This is a genomic window from Bradyrhizobium vignae, assembly GCF_900324035.1.
GTDB lineage: Bacteria > Pseudomonadota > Alphaproteobacteria > Rhizobiales > Xanthobacteraceae > Bradyrhizobium > Bradyrhizobium vignae.
On the sequence record NZ_LS398110.1, the window covers coordinates 3,587,314 to 3,600,275 of the forward strand.

Genomic DNA, 12,962 nt, shown 5'->3' on the forward strand with positions numbered 1-12,962 from the left:
GCAGCGCAGCGCTCCTTCAGCGTGCGCTGCAGAGCCGGGGCCCATGTCGCCGCGCCCGTGCCGTGTTGCTCGGGGTCCCGGCTCTGCGCCGCAACGCTTCGCGCGTTGCAGCCTGTCCGGGACACGAGAGATCAATGACTGCGCTTCATCCCCTCATCAAGGTTGACCTCCGGCGCCATCGCGGCCCACGCGCTCGACGCGAACTGCCTGCGCCAGGTCACGACCACCACGGCTGCGGTGGTGACGAACAGCACCCATGGGCTGACGAACCAGCCGAGATAGCCGAGCGCGAAGAAGAAGGCGCGCTGGCCGCGATTGAAATGGCGGCCGGCGGATTCGAACAGGCGCGAGGTGCGGATGACGTGGGCTTCGGCCTCCGGCGTGTCGCGCCGGTTGGCCGGCGGCATGCCGCCGAACAGGATCGCGACATAGTTGAACAGGCGATAGGCCCAGGCGAATTTGAAGAAGGCGTAGACGCAGATCAGCACGAGGCCGACGCATTTGAGCTCCCACAGCGCGGGCGAGGTGCTGAGGTCGATCGGCAGCTTGCTCAGGATCGTGATCGCGTCGTTGGTGGCGTGCAGCAGCGCCAGCGCGCCGCCGAGCGCGAACAGGCTGGTGGAGGCGAAGAAGGCGGTGCCGTTCTGGAGCGAGGCCATGATCTGCATGTCGACCATGCGCGTGTCGCGGTCGAGCAGCCGGCGTACCCAGACCTCGCGATAGCCGTTCATGCGCGCCGACAGGCTGTCGCGGCCATAGGCCGAGTGCTCCAGCGTCAGGGCATAAATCAGCCATTCGATGATGAAGAAGCCGACGGCAGCGATGTCGACCCAATGCCTGCTCATGTCTTTCTCCTCGCAAGGACCGCAACGATTGCCACGCATGACGGGGCGCAGCAACGATTGATTGGCGGCAGGCGATGGCGTTAAAAGCAGCTCGCTCTAGGACGTCTCGGGAAGGACTGGTGACATGGCTGCGCTGAAACTCGCGATCGGCAACAAGAACTACTCGTCATGGTCGATGCGGCCCTGGCTCGCGCTCCGCGCCAACGACATCCCGTTCGTGGAGACGCTGATCCCGCTCTACACCGACAATCCCGCGGACAAGGAGCAGATCCTGTCCTTCAGCCGCGCCGGCAAGGTGCCGGTGCTGGTCGATGGCGACATCACGGTGTGGGATTCGCTTGCCATCATCGAATACATCGCCGAGCGCTACCCGGAAGTGAAGCTGTGGCCGGACGATGTCGCTGCGCGCGCGCATGCCCGTTCGGTGTGCGCCGAGATGCATTCCGGCTTCGCCGCTCTGCGCAACGAGTGCGGCATGAACCTGCATCGGCCGATCCGCCCCGTGACGCTGTCGGCGGACGCCAAGGCGAACATCGCTCGGATCGAGGAGATCTGGCGCGAATGCCGCGCCCGCTATGGCGCGAAGGGGCCGTTCCTGTTCGGCCGCTTCGGCGCGGCGGACGCCATGTATGCGCCGGTCGTGCACCGCTTCCGCACCTATGCGATCGAGGTGGCGCCGGACACCAGGGCCTACATGGAAACGATGATGGCGCTGCCGGCATTCCAGGAATGGACGCGCGACGGGCTGGCTGAAACGCTTGTCATCGCGAAATTCGAGGACGCCTGATCGCAGCTCTGGTGGGTGCGGCCGACCGCGTGTCGGCCGGCGGCTCTCATGATCCGGAAATCGACCAGAGCAACGCCTCACTCGGAGCTGCGACCGGCCTGCCACACGCCCCCTGAACCAGCGACCCCGGCGGTATCATCGGTCCGCTGGTTCCATCTCTATCATTCTGAAAAAACTGCAAAATTTGTGTGCTCGCCATGCTGGCATGGTGCTGGCCAAAACGACCGGCCGCGTGCTATATAGCGGCCCGGGTTTCCGGCCAGCCATCGCAGTGGGACACTGGGCGAGGCAGGCGCTGTTTGAGTAATGGAGAGGGTGTTGAAGCACAAATTCCCCGTGGGAACGCGCGTCCTGTTCACGGCTAGCAATGTTGCGCGTCCGGCCGCCAGCGGCGCCTATGAGGTCATCCGCCTGCTGCCGACCGAAGGCGACGATTGCCAGTACCGGATCAAGAGCTCGACCGAAGCTTTCGAGCGCGTTGCCAAGGAAAGCCAGCTCGCGCTCTCCTGAAGGCTGTGACGCCGTCAGCGCATTGGCGACCCCGGGGAATTGCATTCTGCCGCCGTCAAAAGGCCTGCTTCACCTTCACAAGGTGAGCGGGGGCAGTTGCCGACACGCGGTGCTCGCTTGACCATTCGCTCTTTGCTCGCGTGAGGGGACGTCGCGCATGAACTGGGCATGGGCCAGTTCGCTTGACCAAATCTGGCGTTCGCCGGCCCTCCCGATGTGGATGACGCTGGCGGCTGCCGGATTCTTCGGATTGATCCTCCTGATCACGCTGCTGCGCGCCGACAGATCGGTCGCCAATGGTGCGCTGACCGTCATCACGCTGTTATCGATCGCGATCGCGGGGGCCGCCACCGTGCGCGTCTATGGACCGGAAGCGCAGTCCGCTCCAGCCGAAGCGCGCGCGCAAGGTGCGGTGACCGCGAGCCTGCCGGCGCTGTCCTGTCTCGACGATCTCGCCGGCGATGTCGTCGCCGCTGGTTGCGAGAAGGCGCTGTTCGGTGCGCCTGACGCAGCGGCTGCGGCGGTCTCCTACACTGCCGCCAGGATCGACCGGCTGACCGCGCTCGGCGACGCCGCCGCGGCCGAGAAGAGTCTGACAATCGACATGAAGGTGCTGCGCAAGTCGCTGGAGCGTGATCGCTACGGCCTTGTCGCGCATGTGCTGATGATGCGCGACGGCTGCACGCAGGTCGATTGCGCCGCGTTCCGCTCGCTGGCCGACCAGCGGCAGGTCGCGGCCAACATGGACTCCCATCTCTATGACACGCTGGTCGCGCGCTATGCGCCGACCTGGAACACGCCTGCAGCAGCGACAGCGATGCCGGTCACCGCTGCACTCGCCGGGATGCCGCCATCGGTGCCGACGGGCAAGCCGACCAATGCAGAGTTCCCGAGCGCTTCGTCGACGCCACCGGTGAGCATCATGAATCCGGAACCGTCGCCCGCGGCGACCCGCCAGGCGACGCCGGCCGCAAACGCAGCGGCGGCACCGCGTGCGCCGGCCGCGACCTCGGCACAGGCCGCAGCGCCGGCCGCGAAGAAGCCGCCGGCGCCAAAAGCTGCGCGTGCGCCGGCAGCCGCACCGGTTCCGCTCGCACCGCCGCCGGCATCGGCCGCTGCTCCGGCTGCGGATAATGAATAGATCGGCATTCCCAATGCGTGGCTGCCCGGCTAATGCTTGGGCATGCCACTCCATCTGATCAAGCTCGCCGTCGGCTGCGACTCCGTCAAGGAATTGAAGGAGTGGGTGGCCGAACGGATGCGGACCGCCAAGAAGAAGGGTCTGCCGCAACGTCACATCCACATCACCCGCATGGTGCCGAAGCGCGACGCCGAAATCCTCGCCGGAGGTTCGCTCTATTGGGTGATCAAGGGCGAGATCGCCGCGCGCGAGAAGATCATCGGCATCGAGCCGTTCCGCGACAAGGACGGCATCGGGCGCTGCCGGATCGTGATGCAGCCGAAGGTGATCTCGGTCTCGCCGCGGCCGATGCGCCCGTTCCAGGGCTGGCGCTATCTGACCGATGATTCCGCGCCGGCCGATCTCGGCAAGTCTGCGGCCGGCTCGATTGCGGCGATGCCGGAGCCGATGCGGCGCCAGCTGCGTGACCTCGGGCTGCTCTAAACAGCGATATTGTCGATCAGCCGGGTGGTGCCGAGCCTGGCCGCGACCAGGATCCGCAGGGGGCCGTCCTTGCGCGAGGTGACCGGTGCCAGCGTCTCGGCATGGCGGACCTCGTAATAGTCGAGCGCCAAGCCTGCCGCCTTGATCATCTCGGCGCCGCCTCCCATCGCAGGCGCGATCGAATCGCCGGCACGGATGCGCGCGGCGCTCTCTTTCATGGCGCGGTAGAGGACGGTGGCGGTCTGGCGCTCCTCGGGCGAGAGGTAGACGTTGCGCGAGGACATCGCGAGCCCGTCGCGCTCGCGCACGGTGCGGGAGCCGATCACCTTGACGCCGAGGTCGAGGTCGCGCGCCATCTGCATCACCACCCGCAACTGCTGAAAGTCCTTTTCGCCGAAGATCGCCACATCAGGCCGGCACTGCGTGAACAGCTTGCCGACGACGGTGGCGACACCGCCGAAGAAGTGCGGTCGGAAGCGGTCCTCGAGCCCGGCCAGCGCCGGCCCTTCCGGCACGATGCGGGTGGCAAAGCCCTCCGGATACATGGCTGCGACGCCCGGGTGCCAGACGATATCGACCTCCTCGGCGACGAGCCTGGCGATATCGGCCTTCCAGGTTCGCGGGTAGGCACCAAAATCCTCGGTCGGGGCAAACTGAGTGGGGTTGACGAAGATCGACACCACGACGCGAGTGGCGCGCCGCTTGGCAAGACGAACCAGCGACACATGCCCGTCGTGAAGGGCCCCCATGGTCGGGACCAGCGCGATCGTGGCCTTTCGCTTGCGGAGATTGTCGATGGCGCGTCGCAGGGTGGGGACCGTGCGGGCGATCAATGGGCTTGCTGACATCAGGACTCGACGGATTGGGAAGCGACGAAAGGCGCGGGCGCAGCGCCAGCAGGCTAACCTTAACAAGCGGCGCTCGTGGACGCCATGCATCCGGATGCGGCACAGCATCCCGCGCACGGTGGCGCAGCACGTTTGCGACATTGTGGGCCGGATCGCAGATGAAAGATGGCGCGCGATTCATGATGAAGCAGGGCGCGCTGCGATTTGCATTACCTGTCACGCATTTCACTTGACCGCAGAGGCGACCAACTCGAAGATATTCGTCAGGGTGTTGAGGATCGCTATGCTTGTGCAGGCTAGCCAAGGCCAATCCGGCGCGGCGCATGTGGTCGTGCTCGGCAACGAGAAGGGCGGCTCCGGCAAATCGACCACCGCCTTGCACATTGCTGTTGCGCTCCTGAAGGCCGGCCAGCGGGTCGCCACCATCGACCTCGACTGCCGCCAGCGAAGCTTCACCCGCTATATCGACAACCGCGCCGCCTGGGCCCGTCGCACCAAGCTCGACCTCGAACTGCCGGTGCATCGCTGCATCAAGCTCGGCGAGACCATGCAGATTGCCGAGAACGAGACTTCCGAGTTCCAGCAGTTCATGGAGGCGGTCTCGGCAGTCGAGAGCAGCTTCGACTTCATCGTCATCGATACGCCCGGTACCGACAGCTATCTGATGCGGCTTGCCCATTCGATGGCCGACACCCTGGTGACGCCGATCAACGACAGCTTCCTCGATTTCGATGTGCTCGGCACCGTCGATCCCGCGAGCTACGCGGTGACGGGCGAGAGTCACTATGCCGAGATGGTACGCGACGTCAGGCGCAAGCGCCGCCAGGTCGATGGCGCGACCACCGACTGGATCGTCGTGCGCAACCGCCTCTCCATGCTCGGCTCCCGCAACAAGCAACTCGTCGCCGAGGGGTTGAAGGATTTGTCGCTGCGGCTCGGGTTCCGCTACGTCGATGGCTTCGCCGAGCGTGTCGTGTACCGCGAATTTTTTCCGCGCGGCCTGACCGCCCTCGATGAGATCGATGAGGCCACGCTCGGCATGCGGCCCAATCTCGGCCATCTCACCGCGCGGGAAGAGGTGACGAGCCTGCTCCGCCAGCTCAAGCTGCCGCTCGACGAGCGCGGCCGCCGCCGCGCCGCCAACCGGGCCGAGTGGTTCAGCCAGGTCGACAAGCCGCTTGAGGTCCACGACATCCTCGGCGCCTGACGCCTCGGTATCGCGCCAGTTCCAGCCGTTCCGGGTAATACCTGTCGCGGGAACCCGGCCCGCGTCCGGCGCGTTCTATCCTGCATCTACTGCGAAATCGAACCGAATCGAGACCGGTTGCGTCGAACGGTGACCTGCACCCTGACGTAGCGGTATGAGGATGGGGTGCTCACAAACCGTGTGCGACGCACAATGAAAGGGCTGCGGGCTCACAATATTTAGCCTTCCTGTCACGCTCCTGTGACATATATTAGGGAATAGGCGACCAGGGGCCGAAGAGCCCCGGAAGAACACGATTTTCAACAGGGATTCAGGCCGCAAAGCCTGAGGCTGAGGACGAAAATGAAGCGTGGAATTGCCGTTCTGGTTTCGGTCAGTGCCCTCTGCGGCATCGCCTATTTCACGGCGAGCAAGTGGGCGATCAAGCACGAGACCATCACCTTCTACGATGCCTCGCGCGACAACCGCCCGGTGCCCGTAGACATCGCGGTGCGCCGCGACAAGGAACTGCAGGCCAATGCCGGCATGATCACGCTGCCGGTCGCCGTGATCAACCACGGCAACACCGTCAAGAACACCGAGTACGGCTTCCTCGCCAACATCTTCGCCGCGCGCGGCTACATGGTCGTGAGCCCGCAGCATGATTTGCCGACCGATCCTCCGATGGTGACCAAGCCCGGCGAACTCTACGTCGGCCGGCTGCCGCAGATCCTGCGCGGCGTCGCCAACATCCATCTCGCCATGCAGGAGATGAAGAAGGTTCAGCCCAACGCCGACTATGACAAGGTGACCATGGTCGGCCACTCCATGGGCGGCGACATCACGATGTACTTCGCCAAGCAGTATCCGGACGAAGTCAAGAAGGTCGTCACGCTCGACAATCTGCGCGTGCCCTTCGTCACCGCCGGCAAGTTCAAGATCCTCTCGTTCCGCTCGCAGGATCCACAGTTCAAGACGGACGCAGGCGTGCTCCCGACCGACGAGGAATGCGAGAAGGCGGGCATCCAGGTCGTGAAGACCGAATTCCAGCACAACGACATGCGCGACACCGGTCCGGATGCGGCCAAGAGCTCGATCCAGAGCATGCTCGACAAGTTCCTGAACGCGACGGACAGCGAGGTGGCGCCGGTCGACACGCAATCGGCCCCGCCCAAGGTCCTCGAGCCTGGTCCGGTCGCCCTGATGGCGCCTGCCAAGAGCTGACGTACAAGGGCTGACGTACAAGAGCTGACATCGCCGCTCGACTGTAAGCCTCCGCCGGCGCCCGCCCGCGGAGGCTTTGCGCATTGACCGGGCCGCATGCGCTGACCACATTAGCCGTTCACGCAAGGTGCAAGCGATGTCGGGCGAACCCATCAAACCGCGCGGTCGCGATGCCGTCTCGGCGCAAGCAGACGGCGCGCTACCGCAAGCGGGGACCTCAACCGCGGAAGACATCGCCGCCTTCGTCGCCAAGGCGCGGGCCCTGTCACCGCATGCACCGGGCGCGAAGGGACGGCTGATCTTTGCGCTGGATGCGACGATGAGCCGGCAGCCGACCTGGGACATGGCCTGCGCGCTCCAGGCCGACATGTTTCGCGAGGCCGCGGCGCTCGGCAGTCTCGACATCCGGCTGGTCTATTATCGCGGCTTCAACGAGTGCCGGGCCACGGGTTGGATCTCCGACAGCGCCAAGCTGGCGGCGCTGATGAGCAAGATCGATTGCCGCGGCGGCGACACCCAGATTGGCAAGGTACTGAGCGAGGCCCGGCGCGAGGCGGTCGCATCCGGCGTGCGGGCCGTGGTCTTCGTCGGCGATGCCATGGAGGAAGAAATCGACCAGCTCTGCGCCAAAGCCGGCGAACTCGGCATGCTCAAGGTGCCGGTGTTCGTGTTTCAGGAAGGTCATGACGCCGTCGCCGAGCGGGCCTTCCGCGAGATCGCGCGCCTGACTGGCGGTGCCTGGTGCCGGTTCGATCCCGGTGCGGCGGCGCAGCTGCGCGAGCTGTTGCGGGCAGCTGCGGCCTATGCCGCCGGCGGACGTGAGGCGTTGCTGAAATTGGCTGGAAGCGTGAGCGGCGCGGCGAAGCTGATCAGCCAGCTGAAATAGCGGCCTGGCCGGCGGCAGTGAACGCCATGCTTTTTGACGAGAGGACGACTATATTCCGGCCATGACCCTGCTTGCCGGCGCTGTCGCTGTTATCACGCTTTACCTGCTGCTCCAGATGTTCCGCTCCGCCAATCCGGCGGTGCTGGCGCGCACCATCAAGTTCGGCGGCGGCGTGCTGGCGCTGGCGGTCGCAGCCTTCACGGGCTTGCGCGGCGAGCTGGCGGTTGCGATCCCCCTCGGAATATTTGGCGCCGGGTTGCTCGGCTGGACGCCGTTGGCGAATGCCGGCTTCGGCAATGTCGGAGGGCTGTTCGGCGGCGGCGCGACGCGCCCGTCCGGGCAGGCCTCGCGGGTGCGCTCGCCATTCCTGGACATGCGGCTCGACCACGACTCTGGCCAGCTTTCCGGCCAGATCGTCGCGGGGCCTCACGCCGGGCGCAGTCTCGATGAGTTCGATCTCGCCGGCCTGCTGGCGATGGTCCCGACCTTCGACGCCGAGAGCGTGGCCTTACTTGAAAGCTATCTGGACCGCCGGTTTCCCGCTTGGCGTCAGAACGCGCAGGGCGATGCGGCAGGGCGGCAGCGCCGCACGGCGGCGAGCAGCAAAATGACGGCGGAGGAAGCCTATCAGATCCTTGGCCTGCAGCCGGGCGCGGGGCGCGACGACATCAGCCGGGCCCACAAGGCCCTGATGAAGAAACTCCATCCCGACCAAGGGGGCTCGACGTATCTCGCTGCCCGGGTAAACGAGGCCAAGGATACTCTGCTTCGCACGCATAACGGCTAACTCCGGCACCACGCCACAAACGCCCGTACCGCGTGAGCTCCGTTTGCTCTGTGTCGCCGTCGCCCGCCTGTGTCGGCGTGGTCGATCCCCTCAAGCAAAGTTTTAACCGTAAATCCTTGACGAGAGGTTGTCGTGGAACAGCCTTGTCGTGAAACCGCTTCGGCATCACCGCAGCCCAAAATGAAAATGCCCGCGCAAGGCGCGGGCATTTGGTCTGCAACGGAGGAAGGAGATCAGTTGCGAACGGTGATGCAGGAGATCTCGGCACGCTTCAAGGTGCGGCAGACTGCTTCGGCCTGGTCGCGCTCGAGCCCGGCGAAGCGGGCGCGGTAGAGCTTGCGATTGTCCTTGGCGACAACGGGCTCGGTGAACGGGTCGGCCTTGCTGAGCAAGCCGCGCGCCGAGTTGCGGGCGGCATCGATGCGCTGCTGAGCTTCGTTCTCGCTATCGAGCGCGCCGACCTGGACGATCCAGCCGCTGTGGGTGACGGCTGGCCTGGTGGTGGCGCTCATCTGGATCGGCTGCGACGGCGGCTCGGCGGACGCGAGCTTCGGAGCGGCGGGAGTGGGCGCCGCGGCCGGCAGCACCCCGAGAATGCCGTTGCCGGTGCCGAAGCCGGCCGGCTGCCGAGGCAGTTCGGTGCGGGCAATCTCGGCCTTCGGCGCTTCCGGCTGGCTCACCGCCTCCGGCTTGTTGATGAGGTCTGCCCTGGCGACGATGGCGCCGGAGGTTTCCGCGACGTCCGAACGCGGCGGGATGGTGCTGGTGACCGGCGGCGCGACCTGAGCCGGGGCCGCAGAGGCGACCTTCACGGCGCCGGCCTTGACCTGAACCGTCTTGACCCGAACCGGCTTCATCGGCTCGGACGAGCCGGGGATGATGGAGAGCGGCTGGCTCGAGATCACACCATTGGTGAGCGGCGCAGGTTCGACCTTGGACTCCGTCGGCCGAACTTCGGGTTTGGGCTGAGCGGGCGGCATGGCGGCAGTCGCGGCGGCCAGCGTCGACAGACGCGCGGCAAGGCGTGACGGGGCAGCCTCGGGAGCAGGCGCTACAGCGGCCTGGACCTGCGGCGCGGAGCGGGGAGCATCCGATGCATCGGCGACGTCGGTATTGGCCTCGGCGCCGTTGCGCTCCGTGACTGCGGCGACGGTGTGGACGGTTGCACCCTTCTCGAGATTCTCGGCGAGCAGGTTGCGCATGATGGCGTCGCGCGAACCGCCGCTACGGCCGCCGAGCACAACGCCGATCAGGTGGCGGTTGCCCCGGCGCATCGAGGTAACGAGGTTGAAGCCTGAGGCGCGGGTGTAGCCGGTCTTGATGCCGTCCACGCCCTCGACGCTGCCGAGCAGGTGGTTGTGGTTGCGGATCGACTGTCCCCGCCAATTGAAGGTCGAGGTCGCGAAATAGCGATAGTAGCGCGGGAAGCGCTCCTGGATGGCGCGACCCAGCGTAGCCTGGTCGCGTGCGGTCGTGACCTGCTCGTCGTTGGGAAGGCCATTGGCGTTGCGGTAGACCGTCCGCGACATGCCGAGCGAGCGCGCCTTGCGCGTCATCATCTGGGCGAAGTCGTCCTCGTTACCGGCGATCGCTTCTGCGATCACCACGGCTGCATCGTTGGCTGAACGGGTGACGAGGCCCTTGATCGCGTCCTCAACGCGAATGGTCTGGCCGGCACGCAGATTCAGCTTGGTCGGATCCTGGTCGGCAGCGTGCTGGGACACCGGCATCTCAGTGTCGAGTTTCATCTTGCCGGATTCCAGGCGCTCGAACAGCAGATAGAGCGTCATGATCTTGGTCAGCGAGGCCGGATGGCGAATCCCGTCAGGACTTGTCGCCTGCAGCACCGCGCCGGAATTGCCGTCGATGATGATGGACGCGAATTTCGGGCTGGAGCTCTCGGACACATCGCGCTGGACCCGGTGGTGCGCGTAGTGTCGGCGATGGCGCCGCGCTTCGGCAGCATCGGTGGTGAAGATGACTGCGGTGGTGACCGTAAGAAGCCCGAAAACGCCAACCCGCGCCAAGCGCGAGGAAGACAAGTTTTTACGAAGCATGGAACCCCGTCCCCGTTTCTGACTTGATCACCGGCCCGTGAGGCGAAATTGTGCCCAATAAACCCGGGATCATTACCTGCTCAGGCTGTCCCTCCGCTGGTGTTCGCCGCGGGGGACGTTGGACCCGAGCCGCTGTTCTGGCCAAGGTGATGTTCTCAAACGGCTTTTGGCCGCTTGCGGAAGTGAACACGTCCAGGGAATCAGGGTAGGGGGCCGCGGTTTCCAAAAGCTTAAGGAACCCTTGCGGGAAACCCCGGGAATTTCTGCGATTTGCATCGAATTTTGTGCGATGCACAAGATTGTTGACTTTTTTGTGCGTTGCACTAATTTTGGGCGAAGTCAGGGAGCCGGGGCTTCCCGACGTGAGCCAGGGAAAAGGATTCCGAGATGTTCAAGGTTGAAGACTTTCAGAACTACGGGAAAGAGCAGTTCGAGCAGTGCGTTGCCTCCGCGACCTCGGTGCAGCACGGCCTCCAGGCGATCGCGAGCGCCTATGGCGACTATACGAAGAAGTCGTTCGAAGACACCAAGTCCTTTGTCGAGAAGCTTTCCGGCGTGAAGTCGCTGGACAAGGCCATGGAAGCACAGACCGATTTTGCCCGTTCCGCCTACGAGACCTTCGTTGCGGAATCGCAGAAGATCGCCGGCCTCTACAACGACCTCGCCAAGCAGGCGTTCAAGCCGGTCGAGACGATTGTGTCGAAGTTCACCCCGGCCGCTCACTAAACTCTCCGGGAAATCCTGGAAGCGAAAAGCCCGGCTGAAACAGCCGGGCTTTTTTTGTGAGTGGCTCCACTTCCGCGTCAGCGCGAGACGTGGAGCTTGGAGATGGAGGTTCCGATCTGACTGAAAGCGGATGCGATCTGGCTGGAGCTCGTCAGCATGAAAAACTTGCTTGAGTCGCTCGCGCAGGCCGGCAGGACCGCCGATTGGCCAGCGCCATCCGTATCGATCTGCACGGTGTAGATGGTGACGCCTGAATTCTTGATGTTCGTGCACAAGGTGCTCATGCGGGCATCGACCTGTGTGCTCGTACTAGAGAAGTCACCGTACCAGCGGTTGCCGGTGTTCAGGCCGTCAGTGAACAGCACAATGATGTGCTGGTAGGTGTTGCCGGTGATCGATTCCGCCGGTGCATTGAGGGGAGACTGCTGGAGCAGCGAGAACCAGCCCCACTGCAGGCCGATGGTTTGGTTGGTTGCACCGCGCGCGGTCATCGAGTTGATCGTGTTGTTGACCGCAGTCCAGTTGTAGGTCAGGGGGAGGATCTGGGCTGTCGGGCACGATTGATCCTGATCCGCGTAGAAGGAGGTGGCGAGAGAGGAGGGCGCGGTCGAGGTGACATCGTAGTTGGAGCTCTTGTCGCGGTCGGTCACGCATCCGTTCCACAGTGTCTTGTCGATCGTAGGCGTGTGATTCCAAGTGTAGCCGTGCCCCACGCATTGGGCATAAGTCATCCAGTAGCCGCCGCTGCAATAGGTCTGCCAGGGATACGACGAGTTCGGATAATTCGTGGGGTCCCACTGGTCCCAGCGCAGCCAGCTCGCATTGACGTTGGACGTGCCGACATTGACATCGATCTCGAACGGAATGACGGAAATGTAGACGTCGCCGGGGTTGACGGCGAGATTAGACAATTGGGTCACGAGGCTCTTGGCGGCGTTCTGCAACGAGGCGAGCTTGTTGTAGTTGGCCATCGATCCGGTGTTGTCGAGCACCAGTGCGACGCGGAGCAGGTTGGCTCCCCAAGTGCTGGTCGCGGTCGCGCCGAAACCGAGGTTCGGAAATCCGGCGATCTTCATGAATTCGGTCGGGATGGATCCGGATCCGGTGACCTGGACCGTCGCATTGCTACTGCTGCTGGCGGCGGTGTAGGTCGCGGAGATCGAGAGGGATTGAGCGCTTGTATTGGTGTACAGGCCGGTGAAGTAGCTCTGTGCCTTTGAGCTGATTTGGGATGTCGTGATTGTGCCCGCCGACAGGTCCTTGGAGAGCATCAGAGCAGTGGAGTCCAGCGCCGCCTGCATCGCGGTACGGGCGTTGGCGGCCCGGCTGTAATCGATGGCGGCGCCTATGAAGGTCAACACCGGGACGAGCGCGATGGCGAAGATCACGGCGATATTGCCTTGCTCGGCTCCGGCAAAACGGGCGAGCTGTCGACCAATGCGGATGACGACGGACGAGCGACACATGGCGACCCCGAAATCT

Annotated in this window: 13 protein-coding genes; 9 read left to right on the forward strand and 4 right to left on the reverse strand. The window is 64.5% G+C overall.

From position 1 onward, the window contains the following. Nucleotides 1-131 precede the first annotated feature (131 nt). Nucleotides 132-845 (reverse strand): DUF599 domain-containing protein, encoded by a 714-nt coding sequence (locus tag BRAD3257_RS17450; RefSeq protein WP_122402836.1) that lies wholly within the window; start codon nt 843-845, stop codon nt 132-134. Between the two features lie 124 nt (nt 846-969). Between BRAD3257_RS17450 and BRAD3257_RS17455 the strand changes: the two genes are divergently transcribed. The 4 genes from BRAD3257_RS17455 to BRAD3257_RS17470 all read left to right on the forward strand — a co-directional run bounded on the left by BRAD3257_RS17455 (nt 970) and on the right by BRAD3257_RS17470 (nt 3,766). Further along, on the forward strand, nt 970-1,632 hold the full coding sequence (locus tag BRAD3257_RS17455) for a glutathione S-transferase family protein (RefSeq protein WP_122402837.1): 663 nt from the start codon (nt 970-972) through the stop codon (nt 1,630-1,632). Between the two features lie 306 nt (nt 1,633-1,938). Continuing rightward, nucleotides 1,939-2,142, forward strand: a complete 204-nt coding sequence (locus tag BRAD3257_RS17460) for a hypothetical protein (RefSeq protein ID WP_085969273.1) — start codon at nt 1,939-1,941, stop codon at nt 2,140-2,142. Nucleotides 2,143-2,299: 157 nt separating this feature from the next. Continuing rightward, complete coding sequence (locus BRAD3257_RS17465; protein WP_122402838.1) at nt 2,300-3,283, forward strand: hypothetical protein; 984 nt, start codon at nt 2,300-2,302, stop codon at nt 3,281-3,283. 42 nt (nt 3,284-3,325) lie between these two features. Next, the gene (locus BRAD3257_RS17470) at nt 3,326-3,766 is read left to right on the forward strand and encodes a DUF1489 family protein (protein ID WP_122402839.1); all 441 of its coding nucleotides are present in this window, start codon (nt 3,326-3,328) and stop codon (nt 3,764-3,766) included. Here BRAD3257_RS17470 and panC read toward each other — a convergent pair. Next, nucleotides 3,763-4,614, reverse strand: a complete 852-nt coding sequence (gene panC, locus BRAD3257_RS17475) for a pantoate--beta-alanine ligase (RefSeq protein ID WP_122402840.1) — start codon at nt 4,612-4,614, stop codon at nt 3,763-3,765. The two genes, BRAD3257_RS17470 and panC, sit on opposite strands and share 4 nt — an antisense overlap. A gap of 283 nt (nt 4,615-4,897) precedes the next feature. Here panC and BRAD3257_RS17480 point away from each other — a divergent pair, with 283 nt between their 5' ends. The 4 genes from BRAD3257_RS17480 (at nt 4,898) to BRAD3257_RS17495 (ending at nt 8,697) form a co-directional block, all read left to right on the forward strand. Next, nucleotides 4,898-5,821, forward strand: coding sequence for a division plane positioning ATPase MipZ (locus tag BRAD3257_RS17480; protein WP_122406620.1), 924 nt, complete (start codon nt 4,898-4,900; stop codon nt 5,819-5,821). A 342-nt stretch (nt 5,822-6,163) separates the two neighbouring features. Continuing rightward, nucleotides 6,164-7,024 carry an alpha/beta fold hydrolase gene (locus BRAD3257_RS17485; protein ID WP_122402841.1) on the forward strand — a complete coding sequence of 287 codons (861 nt, stop codon included), beginning with the start codon at nt 6,164-6,166 and terminating at the stop codon, nt 7,022-7,024. 136 nt (nt 7,025-7,160) lie between these two features. Continuing rightward, nucleotides 7,161-7,910 carry a vWA domain-containing protein gene (locus BRAD3257_RS17490; RefSeq protein ID WP_122402842.1) on the forward strand — a complete coding sequence of 250 codons (750 nt, stop codon included), beginning with the start codon at nt 7,161-7,163 and terminating at the stop codon, nt 7,908-7,910. 61 nt (nt 7,911-7,971) lie between these two features. Further along, the gene (locus BRAD3257_RS17495; RefSeq protein WP_122402843.1) at nt 7,972-8,697 is read left to right on the forward strand and encodes a DnaJ domain-containing protein; all 726 of its coding nucleotides are present in this window, start codon (nt 7,972-7,974) and stop codon (nt 8,695-8,697) included. A gap of 233 nt (nt 8,698-8,930) precedes the next feature. Here the strand turns inward: BRAD3257_RS17495 and BRAD3257_RS17500 are convergent, their stop codons facing one another. After that, a complete protein-coding gene (locus BRAD3257_RS17500; protein ID WP_122402844.1) occupies nt 8,931-10,754 on the reverse strand; it encodes a D-alanyl-D-alanine carboxypeptidase in 1,824 nt (607 codons plus the stop codon). 387 nt (nt 10,755-11,141) lie between these two features. On the opposite strand from BRAD3257_RS17500, the gene BRAD3257_RS17505 reads away from it, so the two are divergent. Continuing rightward, entirely contained in the window at nt 11,142-11,480 is a 339-nt protein-coding gene (locus BRAD3257_RS17505) for a phasin family protein (RefSeq protein ID WP_122402845.1), read from the forward strand. A gap of 77 nt (nt 11,481-11,557) precedes the next feature. Here the strand turns inward: BRAD3257_RS17505 and BRAD3257_RS17510 are convergent, their stop codons facing one another. Then, complete coding sequence (locus BRAD3257_RS17510; protein ID WP_244607978.1) at nt 11,558-12,868, reverse strand: pilus assembly protein TadG-related protein; 1,311 nt, start codon at nt 12,866-12,868, stop codon at nt 11,558-11,560. Nucleotides 12,869-12,962: the final 94 nt, after the last annotated feature.